Consider the following 16,251-nt stretch of genomic DNA (forward strand, 5'->3'; position numbering starts at 1 on the left):
CCTCCGGCGCCGTTAATGTGTTACACCACCGCACCACCGCAGTCGCACCGCAGCAGCCGCATCTCGGCCGCCGCAGCACTGTAGCAGCGCCGAACCTGGAATTGAGCCTCCCATGACCGTCGTCACCCGTTTCGCCCCGTCGCCCACCGGCTTTCTCCACATCGGCGGTGCCCGCACCGCATTGTTCAACTGGCTGTACGCCCGACGCAACGGCGGCACGTATCTGCTGCGCATCGAGGACACCGACCGCCAGCGCTCGACGGACGCGGCGGTGGACGCCATCCTCGACGGCCTGTCCTGGCTCGGCCTCGACTGGGACGGCGACGCGGTCAGCCAGTTCGCCCGCAAGGACCGCCACGCCGAGGTGGCGCAGCAGATGCTGGCCGCCGGCCGCGCCTATTACTGCTACGCGAGCCCCGAGGAGCTGGAGGAGATGCGCGCCGCCCAGAAGGCCGCGGGTCAGCCGGTGCGCTACGACGGGCGCTGGCGCGACCGCGACCCGTCCGAGGCGCCGGCCGGCGTGAAGCCGGTGATCCGCCTGAAGGCGCCGCAGGAGGGCGAAACGGTCCTGAAGGACCGCGTCCAGGGCGAGGTGACCGTGCAGAACGCCCAGCTCGACGACCTGATCCTGCTGCGCGCCGATGGCACCCCGACCTATCTGCTGGCGGTGGTGGTGGACGACCATGACATGGGCGTGACCCACGTCATCCGCGGCGACGACCATCTGACCAACACCTTCCGCCAGATCCAGATCTTCAACGCCATGGGCTGGGACCTGCCGGAGTTCGGCCACATCCCGCTGATCCACGGTCCGGACGGCGCCAAGCTGTCGAAGCGCCACGGCGCGCTGGGCGTCGACGCCTACCGCGACATGGGCTACCTGCCGGAGGCGATCCGCAACTACCTGCTGCGGCTCGGCTGGGGGCACGGCGACGACGAGATCATCTCCACCGAACAGGCCGTGGAGTGGTTCAACCTGGAGGGCATCGGGCGCTCCCCCTCGCGCTTCGACTTCGCCAAGTTGGAGAACCTGAACGCCCACTACATGCGGCAGGCCGACGACGCCCGCCTCGTGGGTCTGGCCGCCCCGCGGCTGGAGGCCGAGCTTGGCCGCGCGCTGACCGAGTCGGAACGCGATCTGCTGACCCGCGCCATGAACGGGCTGAAGCAGCGCGCCCGCACCGTGGTCGATCTCGCCCAGAGCGCCCGCTTCTACCTCGCCGCCCGTCCGCTGGCGATGGACGAGAAGGCCACCGCGCTGTTGGACGAGAAGGGCCGCGGCGTCCTGACCGACCTTGCCGCCCGCTTCGAGGCCGAGGCCGACTTCACCGCCGCCGCCCTCGAAGGGCTGGTGCGCGCCTTCGCCGAGGAGCGGGGCGAGAAGCTGGGCAAGATCGCCCAGCCGCTGCGCGCCGCGCTCACCGGTTCCACCGTGTCGCCCCCCATCTTCGAGGTGGCCGAGATCCTCGGCCGCGCGGAAACACTGGCCCGGATGAAGGATGCCGCAACTGCAGCACGGGGATAACTTCCGTGCGTTGATATCCGCCCGGCATAGAACTATGCTGCGCGCATTCGAAAAGGGCGTTAAGCCCCAACCCTAAAGATAAGGACGTGCCGAGATGACCCAAACCGCGGACAAGGCCGATACCTTCACCCTGATCGACAACCGGACTGGCAAGCAGGTCAGCCTGCCCGTGATGAAGGGAAGCACGGGTCCGGACGTGATCGACATCCGCAAGCTCTACGCCGAGACCGGTTGTTTCACCTACGATCCGGGTTTCACTTCGACGGGCAGCTGCGAGTCCAAGATCACCTACATCGATGGTGATGAGGGTGTTCTGCTGCACCGCGGTTATGCCATCGACGACCTTGCCGAGCACGCGACCTTCCCGGAGGTCTGCTTCCTCCTCCTCAACAACCACCTGCCGAACGCCGCCGAGAAGGAAGAGTTCGAGGGCATCCTGCGCGGCCACTCGATGGTGCACGAGCAGCTGACCCGCTTCTACAGCGGCTTCCGCCGCGACGCCCACCCGATGGCGGTTCTCTGCGGCGTCGTCGGCGCGCTGTCGGCCTTCTACCACGACTCGACGGACATCGAGGATCCGGTGCAGCGCAAGATCGCCGCGCACCGCCTGATCGCCAAGATCCCGGCGATCGCCGCGATGGCCTACAAGTACTCGGTCGGCCAGCCGTTCATGTACCCGCGCAACGACCTGTCCTACGCCGAGAACTTCCTCTACATGACTTTCGGCACGCCGTGCGAGCCGTACAAGGTCAACCCGGTCCTGTCCAAGGCCATGGACAAGATCTTCATCCTGCACGCCGACCACGAGCAGAACGCCTCGACCTCGACCGTCCGTCTGGCCGGCTCGTCGGGCGCCAACCCGTTCGCCTGCATCGCCGCCGGCATCGCCTCGCTGTGGGGTCCGGCCCATGGCGGCGCCAACGAGGCCGTGCTGAAGATGCTGGAGGAGATCGGCTCCGTCGATCGCATCCCGGAGATCGTCCGCCGCGCCAAGGACAAGAACGACAACTTCCGCCTGATGGGCTTCGGCCACCGGGTCTACAAGAACTACGACCCGCGCGCCCAAGTCATGCGCAAGACCTGCCACGAGGTCCTGGCCGAGTTGGGCATCAAGGACGAGCCGCTCCTCGACATCGCCATGGAGCTGGAGAAGATCGCCCTTGAAGACCCGTACTTCGTCGAGAAGAAGCTGTACCCGAACGTCGATTTCTACTCGGGCATCATCCTGAAGGCGATGGGCTTCCCGACCAGCATGTTCACCGTGCTGTTCGCCGTGGCGCGCACCGTCGGCTGGATCTCCCAGTGGAAGGAGATGATCGAGGACCCGGTCCAGAAGATCGGCCGTCCGCGTCAGCTCTACACCGGCGCGACCAAGCGGGACTTCATCCCGCTGGCCGAGCGTGGCTAACCGGCCGACAGCACACATCGGGACGGGCGGCTCCGACGGAGCCGCCCGCAGCCCGGCTGCGTTCATCGTTCCGGCGCGGCGGGTCCGTCAGGGCCAGCCCGCCGCGAACGACAACAAGCCGCCGCTCTCGCGGCGGCTTCGCCGCATCGTCTTCTATGCGGTGATTGTGGCGATGATCGCCGCGGTGGTGCTGATCTGACCGTCTAGCCCTGGGTGATCGGGATGTGCGGCCCTTCCGCCGCCACACGCTCCATCCATGCGCGCACCGCCGGATAGCCGGACAGGTCGAACCCACCCTCCTCCGCCACATGCGTGTAGGCGTAGAGCGCGATGTCGGCGATGCTGAAGCGATCGCCCACGAAAAAGCGGCGCTCCGCCAGATGCCCGTCCATGACACCCAGCGCGTCGTGGCCGAGCCGGCGCTTGGTCACCAGCCCCAGCTTGCGCTCCTCCGTCATCTCCACGTGGTGCGTGATCCAGAAGCGCACGGTCGCGACGTTCGGTTCGTGGCTGTACTGCTCGAAGAACATCCATTGCAGGACCCGCGCGCGTCCCTCCCGGTCGTCGGGCAGGTAAGGTGTGCCCTCCGCCAGATACCAGAGGATGGCGTTGGATTCCGGCAGATGGCTGCCGTCCTCCAATTGCAGCGTCGGAATGCGGCCGTTCGGATTGCGGGCCAGGAATTCCGGTGTGCGGGTCTCCGCCCGGTCGATGTCCAGTTCGATCCGTTCATAGGGAATGCCGAGCTTGTGCAGCAGCAGCCGGCACTTGTAGCCGTTTCCGGAAGACAGGTTGTCGTAAAGGCGCAGCATGGGGCGTGTCTCCGCTCCAAATCCATCCGATGGCGGATATAAACACGAAACGGAATCAGGCGCCAGCGCAGCCCTGCGGAAACGGTACGCCGAGCCGCTCCAACCGCGCCCGATCCGCAGCGGCCTCCGCCAGCAGCCAGTTCCGGAAGGCGCGGAGCACGCCGCGTCCGCGCCCTTCGGCCGGTGCGGTCAGCACATAGCGGTCGCCGCAGGGCACCGCCGGTCCGAAGGGGCAGACAAGCCGTCCCGCTTCCAGCGCCTCCAGCACCAGCGACGGGCGCCCCAGCGCGATCCCCTGCCCGGCCATGGCTGCCTGGATCACCATCACCGATTCCGAAAAGCTCAGGCTGCCCGCTCCATCCAGACTTACCCCGCTGCCAGCGCGCCACAGACTCCAGTCCGGCGACGCCTGATAATGCAGCAGCGTCTGGCGGGACAGGTCGGCCGGGCCGGACAGCCGCCCGGCCAGCGACGGCGCACAGACCGGAAACAGCGGCTCTTCCGACAGAAGCGCCCCCGCGGGACCAGGATCGCCGCCGCGCACGTAGCGGATCACCGCCCAGCCCGCCTCGGCCTCCGACGCGCGCTCGCTGTTGCCCCCCTCGATGTCCAGCCGCAGGTTCGGCCGGCCGTCCAGGAAGCGCCCCAGCCGCGGGACCAGCCACAAGGCCGCCCAGGTGCGCGGCGCGGCGATACGCAACCGTTCCGGCCCTTGTCCGGCGATGCGGTCCCAGCTTTCCTGGACCCGCCCCAGCCCGGCGGTGCAGGCCTGCGCGAGATCGCGTCCGGCGTCGGTCAAGTGAAGCCCCTGCGGGGTGCGGTCGAACAGACGGACCTTCAGCCGCTTTTCCAGATCGCCGACCTGACGGCTGACCGCCCCATGGGTCAGGCCAAGCTCGTCGGCGGCGCGCGTCATGCTGCCGTGCCGGGACGCCGCTTCGAAGGCGGCCAGGGCGGTGAAGGGAAGACGCGGCATCGGCGGCGCTGCTGGGTTTCGCTGTGAGAATTCCTCACACCCCTGCCCTGCGAAGTCAATTGTGGACCGATGAAGCGGCGGGCAGGCTTGGGGCACGAACAGAACCATCCCGGTGCTTCCCATGACGACCCCCTTGGCCATCACCAACGTTCCCGCTCTCGACGACCGCCGCCTGCGGGTGGAGCTTGAAACCCTTCTGGAGGACACCGTGAACGGCGGCGCCTCGGTCGGCTACCACGCCCCGCTGGAACCACATTGGAAACGGGCGTTCTGGGACGGGGTGGCCGCCCAGCTCTCCGCTGGCGCGCACCGGCTGCTGATCGCCCGCGGGCCGGACGGAGACGTGCTGGGAAGCGTCCAGTTGGCGCTCTGCACCAAGCCGAATGGCGCGCACCGCGCCGAGGTGCAAAAGCTGCTCGTCTTCACCCGCCATCGGCGGAACGGAGTCGCGCGACGGCTGATGGCGGCGGTGGAGGACACGGCCCGTGGTCTGGGGCGGTCGCTGCTGGTGCTCGACACGTTGAAGGGCGACAGCGGCGAGCCCTTCTACGAAGCGACGGGCTGGCGTCGCGCCGGGCTGATTCCCGGCTACACGGTGGAAGCGGACGGCGCCTTTCACGACACCGTCCTCTTCTACAAAACGCTGTGAGACCGCTTACTTCGTCTCGATCAGTTCGACCTTGTAACCGTCCGGGTCCTCGATGAAGGCGATCACGGTGGTGCCGTGCTTCATCGGGCCGGGCGGACGCGGAATTTTGACGCCTTCCTTGGCGAGCTGCTCGCAGGTGGCATAGATGTCCGGCACGCCCAGCGCGATGTGGCCGTAGGCGGTGCCGATGGCGTAGGGCTCGGCTTGGTCCCAGTTGTGGGTCAGTTCCAGGACGGCGGTGTCCTTCTCATCGCCGTAGCCGACGAAGGCCAGCGTGAAGCGACCGCCCTCATAATCGTTGCGGCGCAGCAGCTTCATGCCGAGCAGGCGGGTGTAGAAGTCCAGCGACTTCTCCAGATCATAGACCCGGAGCATCGTGTGCAGCAGGCGGAATTGGCTCATGGTCTCGTCTCCCAAGCGGGTTCTTGCGCTCTCGTTTTATCCGGCCTCGTCTTATCCAACCGGCCGGCGGCAACCTCCAGCACGACCTGGGCGGCGCGTTCGCTGGGCGGCGCTCCGCCCTGCCCCAGCCAGCGCGCCACCTCCGCCACACCGTCGATCTGCGTCGCGCGGGCGGCGGGATCGTCGAGCAGGCGGCCCAGTTCGGACGCCAGCCGGTCGGGCCGGCAGTCCTCCTGAAGCAGTTCCGGCACCAGCATGCGGTCGAGCATCAGATTGACCAGATTGACGTATTTGACCCGGATCAGCCGCCGGTACAAGGCCACCGTCACCGGGTTGAGGCGGTAGGCGATCACCGTCGGCAGGCGGGCCAGCGCCAGCTCCAGCGCCACCGTCCCGGACGCCGCCAGCGCGGCCTCCGCCGCCGCGAAGGCATCGTATTTCGGAGCGTCGCCCTCGACGAGGATGGTGCGCAACGGCCACCCCGCCACCTCCGCCGCCACGCGGTCGCGCACCGTCGCCACGGTCGGCACCACGGCGACCAGCCCCGGATGAGACGGCAGCAAGCGTTCCAGCGTGGCGCGGAAGTCGGGAAGCAGGCGCGACACCTCGCCCTTCCGGCTTCCTGGCAGGACGGCGACGACCCGCGCATCCGCTGCCAGCCCATGGGTCTCGCGGAAGCGCTGTGCGTCGCCATGCCCGGCGCCGCTCTCCACCACCGAATGGCCGACGAAGGTGCAGGGAAGCCCCTCCTTCTCGAAATAGGGCGGCTCGAAGGGCAGGATGGCCAGCAGATGATCGTAGATCGCCGCGTACTTGGCGGCGCGCTTCGGCTTCCACGCCCAGACAGTGGGCGCCACATAGTGGATGAGCGGAATGTCCGGCGCCTGCGCCTTGACCCGCTTGGACACCCGCACGGTAAAGCCCGGCGAATCGATGCCCACCACCGCGTCAGGCCGCAGCCGCAGGATCTCGGCAACCGTCTGGTCGATGCGGCGCAGCAGGTTCGGCAGATGGGGCAGCAGTTCGAACACGCCGAACAGAGTCAGCTCGCCCATCGGGAACAGGCTCTCCAGCCCCTCCGCGACCATCTTCTCGCCGCCGATGCCGGCGAAGCGCACCCGCCCGCCGGTCAGCCGTTTGCAAGCGGCCATCAGCCGCGCGCCCAGCGCGTCGCCGGAGGGCTCCCCAGCGATCAGGAAAATCAACGGATCGCTCACGACCGGGTCTCCGACGCAACGGTGATGCCGACGACGAACAGACCCAGCCGGTCGGCGGCCTCGGCCACCGCGGCACGGTCCACCAGCAGGCTGCCGCCCGCCTCGACGGCAATGCCGCGCAGACCGGCGCGGGCGGCGTTCTCCACCGTCGTCACTCCCATGGTGGGCAGGTCGAGGCGTCGGTCCTGCTGCGGCTTCTTCACCTTGACCAGCACGCCGCCCGGTCCAGGACGCGCCAGCCCGGCGCAGCGGGCCAGCATGGCGTCGGTGCCCTCGATGGCTTCCACGGCGATCACGATCCCCTGCTGGACCACGGCGCCTTGTCCGACGTCGAGCGCACCGAGCGTGCGGGCGACCTCGACCGCGCGGGCAATGTCGCGTTCGGCCTCGGCGTCCGGCCGCAGCCGGCCCACCGGCCCCGCCGGAGTGAGAAGCTCGCCGAGGAGGTCGTGCAGGCCGACCACGCGGAACCCCTCCCCTTCGAGTTCGCGCGCGACGGAGCGCAGCAGCCCGTCGTCGCCCAGCGCTCGGGTGCCGACCTTGGCGAGGAACTTGGTGGTGTACCAGTCGGGAAGAAGCTCGGTGAAGGACGGCCGACGCACTGGTCCAGCGAAGACCAGTTCCCCGACCTTTTCCTTCTTCAACCGGTCGATGATGCTGCCGGCGGCGCCGAAGCGGCTCCACAGATGGGGGAGTCCCTCGACGGTGGCTGGGTCGGTGTGGCCGTCGAAGGCGACCACGAAGACCTCGCGCCCCTGGCCGCGCACCGCGGCGGCGATGCGGGCCGGCAAGGTGCCGCCGCCCGCCAGGATGCCGAGCTTGGGAAGAGGCTGCGACATGGCCGGGACTCTCCCAGGAAACGGAACGTAAAAAGAGGGGCGTGAAGGCCCCTCAGCCCTCGCGCGGCTGGCAGAGCGACCGCGAGGCGCGCGCGAAAGTCAGCACGTCGGCGACCAGCGTCTGCTGCCCCATGTCGCGCCCGACCTCCTCCATGCGCTCGGCGAAGGTGCCCTCGTTGCCGAACAGCAGGCGATAGGCGGCGCGCAGGGCGTGGATCTCGTCCTTCTGGAAGCCGCGGCGCTCCAGCCCGACGAGGTTCAGGCCGGCCAGACGCGCCCGGTCGCCCATGACGAGGCCATAGGGGATCACGTCCTTCTCGACACCGGACATGCCGCCGATCATGGCGTGCGACCCGATGCGGACGAACTGGCGGACCGCCGACAGACCGCCGATGGTCACGAAATCGCCCAGATGGACATGGCCGGCCAGCGTGGCGTTGTTCGCCAGGACCGCGTGGTCGCCGACGACGCAATCGTGGGCGATGTGGACGCCGACCATGAACAAGCCGTTGTCGCCGACCCGCGTGACCATGCCGCCGCCCTCGGTGCCGGGGCTCATGGTGACATGCTCGCGGATCTGGTTGTTGCGCCCGATGATCAGTTCGGACGGCTCGCCCTTGAACTTGAGGTCCTGCGGGCGGTGGCCGATGGACGCGAAGGGGTAGATGACCGAGTCCTCGCCGATGCGCGTGCGGCCTTCGACCACCACATGGGAGGTCAGCCGCACGCGGTCGCCGAGTTGGACATCCGGTCCAACCACACAGAAGGGACCGATGGAAACGTCTTCGCCCAGCCTGGCGGCCGGATCGACGACCGCCGTCGGGTGAATGGAAACGCTCATTTCTCGTCCAGGATCATGGCGGAATAGACGGCTTCGGCGACCAGGACACCGTTGACCTTGGCCTCGCCCTTGAACTTCCACACGTTGGCGCGCTGGCGCTGCTTGCTCACATGGATGTGGATGGTGTCGCCGGGCGTGACCGGACGGCGGAAGCGCGCCTCGTCCACGGTCATGAAGTAGACCAGCTTGCCCTCGGACTCCTTGCCCAGCGTGGCAACCACCAGCACGGCGGAGGTTTGCGCCATCGCCTCGATGATCATCACGCCCGGCATCACCGGTCGCGAGGGGAAGTGACCCTGGAAGAACGGCTCGTTGATGGTGACGTTCTTCACACCGGTGGCGCTTTCGCCCAGCGTGATGTCGATCACCCGGTCGATCATCAGAATCGGATAGCGATGCGGGATCATTTCCATGATCCGCATGATGTCGAGGTCGGCTATCTTCTTGTTGTCCGCCGTCACATCCATGGTCCGGCCGCCCGCCTTTCAAATTCCACGAAAACGCCCCGCGCTTCGCCTGCGGCGGCACGGGACGACGCCCCTTGTGCCCCATTTCCAGGGATTTGGCAATCCCGACGCCGTGGACGGTGCGGCTCCTCCCCACACCCGGCGCAAACGAAAAAGCCGCCGCGCCTCCCTGAGGAAGCGCGGCGGCTCATCCGCTTATGCCTTACTGCCGCTTGCGCCTTACTGCTTGGGAACGGTCAGCGCGACCTGGGGCAGCTTCTTGTTCACCCGGTCCAGCACGACGTCCGTCACGTCGAGCTGGGTGTCGACCAGAACGAACTGCTGGCGGGCGAGGACCAGATTGGCGCCACGCTCGCGCGCGACGTCGGCCACGATCTCCACCATGCTCTTGTGAACGACGGCCATCGCCTCGTTAAGCGCGTTTTCCAGGGCGCGCTTGCGGCTCTGCACCGTCTTCTGGACCTCGCCGACCTGCTTCTCGAAGTCGCGGCGCTTGTTGGCCAGCGCGTCCGGAGCCAGCACGGTCTGCTGCTTGCGCAATTCCTCCTCGGACTTGCGCAGCTTGTCCTCCAGCGAGGCGATTTCCTTCTGGTAGGTCTCGCGCAACGATTCGAAGGACTTCGAGACACCCTTCGAGGCGTTCGACTCCTGCATGATCTTCTGAACGTCGACCACCGCGATGACCGGCGCCTTGAGGTTGTCGGTCGGCTTGTCCTGGGCGAAGGACGGCGTCGCCATCGCGACGCCCGCCAACACCGCACCGGCGGCGACCAGCGCCCTGAGCTTGCTGAGCTGCATGTTAGAACCTGGTTCCAAAGCTGAAACGGAAGATCTCTTTCTTGTCGTAATCTTCCTTGAGAATCGGGATCGCAAAGTCAAGGCGGATCGGCCCGAAGGGCGAGCGCCAGGACAAGCCGGTACCGACCGACAGACGGAGCGATTCGTCGTCGGGGACGAGCGGATCGTTGATGTCGACCTTGCCCAGCGTGCCGACGTCGGAGAAGGCGTGGCCCTTCAGTCCGAACTCCTCGGGCAGACCGACCGGGAAGCTCATCTCCACCGAACCGCGGTAGTAGCGGGTGCCGCCCAGGGCGTCGCCGGTGCGCAGGTCGCGGGGGCCGATGCCGGCGGTGTTGAAGCCGCGCAGCGTGTCGCCACCGATGAAGAAGCGATCGGACAAGGCGATGCCGTCGTCACCGATGCCGACGATGTAGCCGACCTCGCCGGTGGCACTGACGACCCAGCTGTCGTCGAACAGCGGCAGGTAGTAGCCGGCGCCGAGACGGTTGCGCAGGAAGCGCGCGTCGCCACCCAGACCCGCAAGATCGTTGGTCAACCGGATGTAATAGCCTTCGGTCGGGCTCAGGCGGCTGTTGCGGCGGTCGTAGGTCAACTCCTGCCCGATCAGCGAGGTCAGGCGCGAGCCCTTCTGGTCCTGAATGTACCGGGACGCCGAGCTGGGAACGCTGGTGATGTCGGTGTTCTGGAGCTGGTAGTAGACGCGCTGGCGCAGATTCTCCGTCAGCGGATAGCCCATGCGCAAGGCCATGCCGGTGCTCTTCTCGTCGAAGGAGCTTTCGTCCTGATAGTCGCGGGTGATGCGGAACAGGTCGAAGCCGGCGGACAGGTCGCGGTCGAGGAAATAGGGCTCCGTGAAGGAGACGTCGTATTCCTGGCGGCTGCCCGACACGGTGGCGCCGAAGCGCAGATCCTGGCCGCGGCCCAGCAGGTTGCGCTCACGGATCGAGAAGTCGGCCAGCGGACCGTCCGAGGTCGAGTAGCCGGCACCGATGGAGATTTCACCGGTCGACTGCTCGGTCACCTCGACGTTCATCACGGTGCGGTCGGGCGCCGAGCCCTCCGCGGTGGTGATGTTGACGCGCTCGAAATAGCCGAGATCCTTGATGCGCTGCTCGGAGCGGCGCAGCTTGGTCGTGCTGAACGGGTCGCCTTCGGACAGCAGCATCTCACGCCGGACCACCTTGTCCAGCGTGCGCACGTTGCCCGTCACGTCGATGCGCTCCACGAAGACGCGCGGCCCCTCGACGATGTCGTAGACGATGTCGATGGTCTGGTTTTCGCGGTTGCGCGAAATCCGCGGCCGAACGTCCACGAAGGCGTATTGCAGGTCGCCGACCGCGTTGGACAGCTTGGTGATGGTGTTCTCCACCTCCTGCGCGTTGTACCAGTCGCCCTCGCGCGTGGTCAGCACGCTGCGCAGCTGCTCCGGGTCCAACGCCTTCAGGGAGGTGCTGATGTCCATCTTGCCGAATTTGTAGCGCTCGCCCTCGTCCACCGTGAAGGTGATGACGAAGTCCTCGCGATCCGGCGTCAGCTCCGCAACGGCGGAGACGACGCGGAAGTCGGCGTAGCCTTCCTTGAGGTAGTAGCGGCGCAGCAGGTCGCGGTCGTAGTTCAGGCGGTCCGGATCGTAGTTGTCGTCCGACGTCATGAAGCGCCACCAAGCGCTTTCCCGCGTCTGGATCGCCTCGCGCAGCGTCCCGTCGGAGAACTTCTCGTTGCCGATGAAGGTGATGCTGCGCACGCCGGTGCGCACACCCTCGTTGATCTCGAACACCAGATCGACGCGGTTCTGGTCGAGCTGGATGATCTTCGGCTCGACGGTCGCGGCGAAGCGGCCCTGGCGGCGGTAGATGTCCAGGATGCGCTGCACGTCGCTCTGGACGCGCGTGCGGGTGTAGACGACGCGGGGACGGAGCTGGATTTCCTTCTCCAGATTCTCCTTCTCGATGCGCCGGTTCCCCTCGAAGGCGATGCGGTTGATGATCGGGTTTTCCGCCACCTGCACCACCAGCACGTCGCCGTCGCGCTTCAGCACGACGTCGGCGAACAGGCCCGTGTTGAACAGGGCCTTCAGCGACTGGTCGATGCGGTCGGGATCGAAGGGATCGCCGGGCGCCACCGCGAGGTAGGAGCGGACGGTCGTCGGCTCGATGCGCTGGACGCCCTCCACCCGGATGTCCCGGATGGTGCCGCCCGAAAACATCTGCGCCACCAGCGTCCCGTCACCGAAGGCGGCGGACTTCGCCACCCCCGGATTGGGCGCGCCCGCCTGGGCCCAGGCTGCGTGGGAAAGGGCAAGAGAAACCGTCGTCATGGCGCAACCGGCCATCAGGCCGAACGCCAGAACCCTGCTCGACACCCGCAAAGCTCGCTCCCTGGCTTTGGGGGCATCCCTCAGGAAATGAGCCCCCTAAAGAAATCCACCACGCGAAGCTGAACGAGATCGTTCCACGTGGCGAAAACCATGAGCGTTAATACCAAAGCAAGCCCGATGCGGAAACCGTATTCTTGCGCTTTAGGTCCGAGAGGACGCCCACGGAGTCCTTCAAGGGCGTAAAACATCAGATGGCCGCCGTCAAGCAGCGGAACCGGAAACAAATTGATCATGCCGAGGTTCACGGACAGGAAGGTCATGAACCAGATCAGCGGGTACCAGCCGGATTGCGCGACCTCGCCGGACATCTGGGCGATGCGCAGCGGCCCGCCCAACTCCTCGGTGCCGCGTGAGCCCTCGATCATCTGGCCGAGCGCCACGAAGGTGCCGGAGACCATGCCGACGACCTCCCGGCCCGCCTGCCACAGGGCGGTCAGCGGGTCGTGGCGCTTCGTCTCCGCCCCGCCGCGCATGATTCCGAGCTGGCCGATGCGGTGGGTGTTGCCGAGTCGGTCGGTGACCTCGCGCACGTCCGGAGTCGCCGTCAGATTGACCGAACGCCCATCGCGCTGCACCACCATCTCCAGCGGCGCCCCCGGCTGCATGGAGACGATCTGCCGGATTTCCTCGAATCGCTGGATGCCGCTGCCGTTGATCGAGACGATCAGGTCGCCCGGCTGCAGCCCGGCGCGCTCCGCGGCGCTGCCCGGCTGCACGCCGCCGACGTCCGGCGGCGTGAAGGACTGGCCGGCGGTGGCGAAGAGGATGGTCAGGGCGACGATGGCGAACAGGAAATTCGCGATGGGTCCCGCCGCAACGATGGCCGCCCGCTGGCCGAGCCGCTTGTGGTGGAAGGAGACCGCCTGCTCCTCGGCGCTCATGCTCTGCGTGTGGGCGCCGGGCGTGCTCGCCGGGTCGGCGTCGCCGAACATCTTCACATAGCCGCCGAGCGGGATGGCGCTGAACTTCCAGCGCGTGCCGGAGCGGTCGGTCCAGCCGAACAGCTCCGGGCCGAAGCCGATGGAGAAGACCTCGATCCGCACGCCGTTGCGGCGCGCCACGAGGTAGTGGCCGAGTTCGTGCACAAACACGAGCACGGTGAGGACCAGCAGAAAAGACAGAAGCGTGGTCCCGAAGCCGCCCATGACGTCCATCACATCCTTTGCATCCCGGAGCGGCTCCTTCGCGGTCCGCGCCCGGAAAAAGACTCAGCGTGCCAGGGCCGCGACCCGGTCGGCCGCCACGCGGCGCGCCTCGGCATCGGTGTCGCGCACCGCGCCCAGGTCGCGGAGCGGCCGGTGCGGCAGCGTGCCCAACACCCCCTCGACGATCCGTTCGATGTCGAGAAAGCCGATCCGGCGGTCGAGAAACGCCTGCACGGCCACCTCGTTGGCGGCACTGAGAATAGTAGGAGCGCCCCCACCGCTTTGCAAGGCGGCCCGGGCGAGCCTCAGGGCCGGGAATCGCTCGGGGTCCGGCGCCTCGAAGGTCAAGGTTGCGGCCTTGACGAGGTCCAGCCTTTCGGCGGGCGTCGGGATGCGCGCCGGCCAGCCGAGCGCGTAGGCGATCGGCGTGCGCATGTCCGGCGTGCCGAGCTGCGCCAGGACCGAGCCGTCCACATACTCGACCAGCGAATGCACGACCGATTGGGGATGGACCAGCACGTCGATCTTCTCTTCGGGGACGCCGAAGAGGAAATGCGCCTCGATGATCTCCAGCCCCTTGTTCATCATGGTGGCGCTGTCGATGGAGATCTTGGCGCCCATCTCCCAGGTCGGGTGGGCGACCGCCTGCTCGCGCGTCGCCGCGGCCATGAAGGCGCGGTCCTTCGTCCGGAAGGGGCCGCCGGACGCCGTCAGGATCAGGCGCTGCACGCTGTCCAGCCGGTCGAAGTCGAAAACCTGATAGATCGCCGAATGCTCGCTGTCGACCGGCAACAGGTTGGCGCCGTGGCGGCGCACCTCCTCCATCATCAAAGCGCCGGCGCAGACCAGAACCTCCTTGTTGGCGAAGGCGACGCAGGCGCCGCGGCGCACGGCGGCCAGCGTGGGCTCCAGCCCGGCGGCGCCGACGATGGCGGCCATCACCCAGTCGGCGGGACGCTCGGCGGCCTCGGCCACTGCCTGCGGGCCGGCGGCGGCCTCCACGCCGGTACCGGCCAGCGCCTCCTTGAGGTCGGCGTAGGCGGCGGGGTCGGCGACCACCGCCAGCTTGGGGCGGAGTTGCCGCGCCTGCTCGGCGAGGAGGGCGACGTTGCGGTTGGCGGTCAGCGCCTCCACCGGAAAGCGTTCCGGTTCGCGGGCGACAAGGTCCACCGTCTGCGTGCCGACCGACCCGGTCGAACCGAAGATCGTCACGCGGCGCGGTGCGTTCTCCGCCCCTTCAGCCTTCACAACCATGACCCCGTCACCACCATGCGATTGCCGTGCCGATGGTCGCGTGGAACAGGGCCAGCACCGGAGCCGCGCTGAGCAGCCCGTCGATGCGGTCCAGGATTCCCCCGTGACCAGGAATGAGATGGCCGCTGTCCTTCACGTTGTAACGGCGCTTGACCGCGGATTCGAAGAGGTCGCCCGCTTGCGCCACCACGGCGAGGACGGCGCCCACCGCAAGAGCCAGCAGCGGCCGTTGCGCGCCCGCGGCCAAAGCCACCCCCCACCCCACCAGGGCGGAGGAGGCCATGCCGCCGATCAGGCCGGCCCAGGTCTTCTTCGGGCTGATGCGCGGGGCCAGCTTCGGCCCGCCGATGGTGCGTCCGGCGGCGTAGGCGCCGATGTCGGTCGCCCAGACGCCGAGCATGGTGAAGAGGAACAGCGCGAGGCCGGAGTCCGGATCGTCGCGCAGCCACATCAGACCCGCCAGACCGGCGACGATGTAGAGGACGCCGCCTCCGGACAGACCGCGGTCCGGCCCGCCCGAGGCCACCGCGACGCCGGCCGTGGCCAGGATGGCGACGACGACGGCCGCCCATGGCCCGGCGGCGACCTGCGCGGCCAGCGCCAGCAGGACGCCGGCCACCGATAACGCGATGGCTGCACCCTTGCGGCGGCAGGGAACAAGGTTGCCCCATTCCACGGCGGAGGCCACGGCGCCGAGCGCGATCAGGGCGTGGAAAATCCAGCCGCCGGCCCAGACCGCGGCCAGGACGAGCGGAGCCAGGACGAGCGCCGAAATGACGCGCGTCTTCAGATCGCCGGATTTAGCGGGTGCCGGTGGTTGCGCCGAAGCGACGTTCCCGTCGGTGGAACTCTTCAATCGCCGCCTCCAGGTCACGCTTGGAAAAGTCAGGCCAGAGCGTGTCCACGAAGACCAGCTCGGCATACGCCGCCTGCCAGAGCAGGAAGTTGCTGATGCGCTTCTCGCCGCTGGTGCGGACGATCAGGTCGGGATCCGGGATGTCGGCGGTGAACAGGCGTTCGGACAGCCGGTCCTCGGTGATGTCCTCGGGATCGAGCGTCCCCGCCTTCACCTCTTCGGCCAGACGCCGCGCCGCCAGCGTGATCTCCTGGCGGGAGCCGTAGCTCAACGCCACCACGAGGGTCAGCTTGCGGTTGTCGCGGGTCAGAGTCTCGGCGTTGTCGATCAGCCCGATGATGTCCTTGGACAGGCGGGCCCGGTCGCCGATGACGCGCAGGCGCACGCCGTTGCGGTGGAGGTCGGCAATCTCGCTGCGCAGGTAGAAGCGCAGGAGCTGCATGAGGTCGGACACCTCCTCCTCCGGCCGACGCCAGTTCTCGGACGAGAAGCTGAAGATCGTCAGATAGCCGATCCCCAGTTCGCCCGCGGCTTCGACCGTCCGGCGGACGGCGTCCACGCCCTTTTTATGGCCGGCGGTGCGGGGCAGCCCTCTGGACTTCGCCCAACGCCCGTTGCCGTCCATGATCACGGCCACGTGCGCGGGCGGGCGCAGGGGGCGGCTGTCTTCCGCGTCGCGCAT

The 16,251-nt window shown here is 67.7% G+C and carries 17 protein-coding genes; 4 read left to right on the forward strand and 13 right to left on the reverse strand.

Annotation, left to right across the window (positions count from 1 at the left end):
- Window positions 1-112: 112 nt before the first annotated feature.
- The 3 genes from gltX (at window position 113) to ABAZ39_RS07970 (ending at window position 3,132) form a co-directional block, all read left to right on the forward strand.
- Entirely contained in the window at window positions 113-1,525 is a 1,413-nt protein-coding gene (gltX, locus tag ABAZ39_RS07960) for a glutamate--tRNA ligase (RefSeq protein ID WP_038528308.1), read from the forward strand.
- 94 nt (window positions 1,526-1,619) lie between these two features.
- A complete protein-coding gene (gltA, locus tag ABAZ39_RS07965) occupies window positions 1,620-2,933 on the forward strand; it encodes a citrate synthase (RefSeq protein ID WP_038528311.1) in 1,314 nt (437 codons plus the stop codon).
- Window positions 2,926-3,132, forward strand: a complete 207-nt coding sequence (locus ABAZ39_RS07970) for a hypothetical protein (protein WP_014240168.1) — start codon at window positions 2,926-2,928, stop codon at window positions 3,130-3,132. The genes gltA and ABAZ39_RS07970 overlap by 8 nt, the downstream gene beginning before the upstream one ends.
- A 4-nt stretch (window positions 3,133-3,136) precedes the next feature.
- On the opposite strand, the gene ABAZ39_RS07975 is transcribed toward ABAZ39_RS07970, so the two are convergent.
- Entirely contained in the window at window positions 3,137-3,745 is a 609-nt protein-coding gene (locus ABAZ39_RS07975) for a glutathione S-transferase family protein (protein ID WP_038528315.1), read from the reverse strand.
- 55 nt (window positions 3,746-3,800) lie between these two features.
- Window positions 3,801-4,721: a LysR substrate-binding domain-containing protein gene (locus ABAZ39_RS07980; protein ID WP_051657873.1), complete on the reverse strand. Its 921-nt coding sequence runs from the start codon at window positions 4,719-4,721 to the stop codon at window positions 3,801-3,803.
- A gap of 121 nt (window positions 4,722-4,842) precedes the next feature.
- On the opposite strand from ABAZ39_RS07980, the gene ABAZ39_RS07985 reads away from it, so the two are divergent.
- On the forward strand, window positions 4,843-5,370 hold the full coding sequence (locus tag ABAZ39_RS07985; RefSeq protein ID WP_038528318.1) for a GNAT family N-acetyltransferase: 528 nt from the start codon (window positions 4,843-4,845) through the stop codon (window positions 5,368-5,370).
- 6 nt (window positions 5,371-5,376) lie between these two features.
- On the opposite strand, the gene gloA is transcribed toward ABAZ39_RS07985, so the two are convergent.
- From gloA to ABAZ39_RS08040, 11 genes are all read right to left on the reverse strand, one after another.
- Window positions 5,377-5,772 (reverse strand): lactoylglutathione lyase, encoded by a 396-nt coding sequence (gene gloA / locus ABAZ39_RS07990; RefSeq protein WP_014240164.1) that lies wholly within the window; start codon window positions 5,770-5,772, stop codon window positions 5,377-5,379.
- The gene (lpxB, locus tag ABAZ39_RS07995) at window positions 5,769-6,989 is read right to left on the reverse strand and encodes a lipid-A-disaccharide synthase (RefSeq protein WP_038528321.1); all 1,221 of its coding nucleotides are present in this window, start codon (window positions 6,987-6,989) and stop codon (window positions 5,769-5,771) included. The genes gloA and lpxB overlap by 4 nt, the downstream gene beginning before the upstream one ends.
- Entirely contained in the window at window positions 6,986-7,828 is an 843-nt protein-coding gene (locus ABAZ39_RS08000) for an LpxI family protein (RefSeq protein WP_038528324.1), read from the reverse strand. The genes lpxB and ABAZ39_RS08000 overlap by 4 nt, the downstream gene beginning before the upstream one ends.
- Before the next feature lie 52 nt (window positions 7,829-7,880).
- Window positions 7,881-8,669, reverse strand: coding sequence for an acyl-ACP--UDP-N-acetylglucosamine O-acyltransferase (gene lpxA / locus ABAZ39_RS08005; protein WP_038528327.1), 789 nt, complete (start codon window positions 8,667-8,669; stop codon window positions 7,881-7,883).
- Window positions 8,666-9,136, reverse strand: a complete 471-nt coding sequence (gene fabZ / locus ABAZ39_RS08010) for a 3-hydroxyacyl-ACP dehydratase FabZ (protein WP_014240160.1) — start codon at window positions 9,134-9,136, stop codon at window positions 8,666-8,668. The genes lpxA and fabZ overlap by 4 nt, the downstream gene beginning before the upstream one ends.
- Window positions 9,137-9,355: 219 nt before the next feature.
- A complete protein-coding gene (locus ABAZ39_RS08015; RefSeq protein ID WP_038528331.1) occupies window positions 9,356-9,934 on the reverse strand; it encodes an OmpH/Skp family outer membrane protein in 579 nt (192 codons plus the stop codon).
- A gap of 1 nt (window position 9,935) precedes the next feature.
- Window positions 9,936-12,254, reverse strand: coding sequence for an outer membrane protein assembly factor BamA (gene bamA, locus ABAZ39_RS08020; RefSeq protein ID WP_247881556.1), 2,319 nt, complete (start codon window positions 12,252-12,254; stop codon window positions 9,936-9,938).
- Window positions 12,255-12,334: 80 nt separating this feature from the next.
- Window positions 12,335-13,468: an RIP metalloprotease RseP gene (rseP, locus tag ABAZ39_RS08025; RefSeq protein ID WP_014240157.1), complete on the reverse strand. Its 1,134-nt coding sequence runs from the start codon at window positions 13,466-13,468 to the stop codon at window positions 12,335-12,337.
- A 54-nt stretch (window positions 13,469-13,522) separates the two neighbouring features.
- Window positions 13,523-14,713 (reverse strand): 1-deoxy-D-xylulose-5-phosphate reductoisomerase, encoded by a 1,191-nt coding sequence (locus tag ABAZ39_RS08030; protein ID WP_038528334.1) that lies wholly within the window; start codon window positions 14,711-14,713, stop codon window positions 13,523-13,525.
- Between the two features lie 7 nt (window positions 14,714-14,720).
- Window positions 14,721-15,569 carry a phosphatidate cytidylyltransferase gene (locus ABAZ39_RS08035; RefSeq protein WP_081862921.1) on the reverse strand — a complete coding sequence of 283 codons (849 nt, stop codon included), beginning with the start codon at window positions 15,567-15,569 and terminating at the stop codon, window positions 14,721-14,723.
- Window positions 15,514-16,251: an isoprenyl transferase gene (locus tag ABAZ39_RS08040; protein WP_038528337.1), complete on the reverse strand. Its 738-nt coding sequence runs from the start codon at window positions 16,249-16,251 to the stop codon at window positions 15,514-15,516. The genes ABAZ39_RS08035 and ABAZ39_RS08040 overlap by 56 nt, the downstream gene beginning before the upstream one ends.

Source organism: Azospirillum argentinense, from assembly GCF_000632475.1.
GTDB classification, from domain to species: Bacteria; Pseudomonadota; Alphaproteobacteria; order Azospirillales; family Azospirillaceae; genus Azospirillum; species Azospirillum baldaniorum.

Bases quoted from the DNA above. Each gene is read 5' to 3' on its own strand.
- fabZ (WP_014240160.1), bottom strand. From the start codon at position 9,136: ATGGATGTGACGGCGGACAACAAGAAGATAGCCGACCTCGACATCATG.
- ABAZ39_RS08000 (WP_038528324.1), bottom strand. From the start codon at position 7,828: ATGTCGCAGCCTCTTCCCAAGCTCGGCATCCTGGCGGGCGGCGGCACC.
- lpxA (WP_038528327.1), bottom strand. From the start codon at position 8,669: ATGAGCGTTTCCATTCACCCGACGGCGGTCGTCGATCCGGCCGCCAGG.
- ABAZ39_RS08015 (WP_038528331.1), bottom strand. From the start codon at position 9,934: ATGCAGCTCAGCAAGCTCAGGGCGCTGGTCGCCGCCGGTGCGGTGTTG.
- gltA (WP_038528311.1), top strand. From the start codon at position 1,620: ATGACCCAAACCGCGGACAAGGCCGATACCTTCACCCTGATCGACAAC.
- ABAZ39_RS07985 (WP_038528318.1), top strand. From the start codon at position 4,843: ATGACGACCCCCTTGGCCATCACCAACGTTCCCGCTCTCGACGACCGC.
- ABAZ39_RS08030 (WP_038528334.1), bottom strand. From the start codon at position 14,713: ATGGTTGTGAAGGCTGAAGGGGCGGAGAACGCACCGCGCCGCGTGACG.
- bamA (WP_247881556.1), bottom strand. From the start codon at position 12,254: ATGACGACGGTTTCTCTTGCCCTTTCCCACGCAGCCTGGGCCCAGGCG.
- rseP (WP_014240157.1), bottom strand. From the start codon at position 13,468: ATGGACGTCATGGGCGGCTTCGGGACCACGCTTCTGTCTTTTCTGCTG.
- gloA (WP_014240164.1), bottom strand. From the start codon at position 5,772: ATGAGCCAATTCCGCCTGCTGCACACGATGCTCCGGGTCTATGATCTG.
- ABAZ39_RS07980 (WP_051657873.1), bottom strand. From the start codon at position 4,721: ATGCCGCGTCTTCCCTTCACCGCCCTGGCCGCCTTCGAAGCGGCGTCC.
- ABAZ39_RS07975 (WP_038528315.1), bottom strand. From the start codon at position 3,745: ATGCTGCGCCTTTACGACAACCTGTCTTCCGGAAACGGCTACAAGTGC.
- ABAZ39_RS08040 (WP_038528337.1), bottom strand. From the start codon at position 16,251: ATGCGCGACGCGGAAGACAGCCGCCCCCTGCGCCCGCCCGCGCACGTG.
- gltX (WP_038528308.1), top strand. From the start codon at position 113: ATGACCGTCGTCACCCGTTTCGCCCCGTCGCCCACCGGCTTTCTCCAC.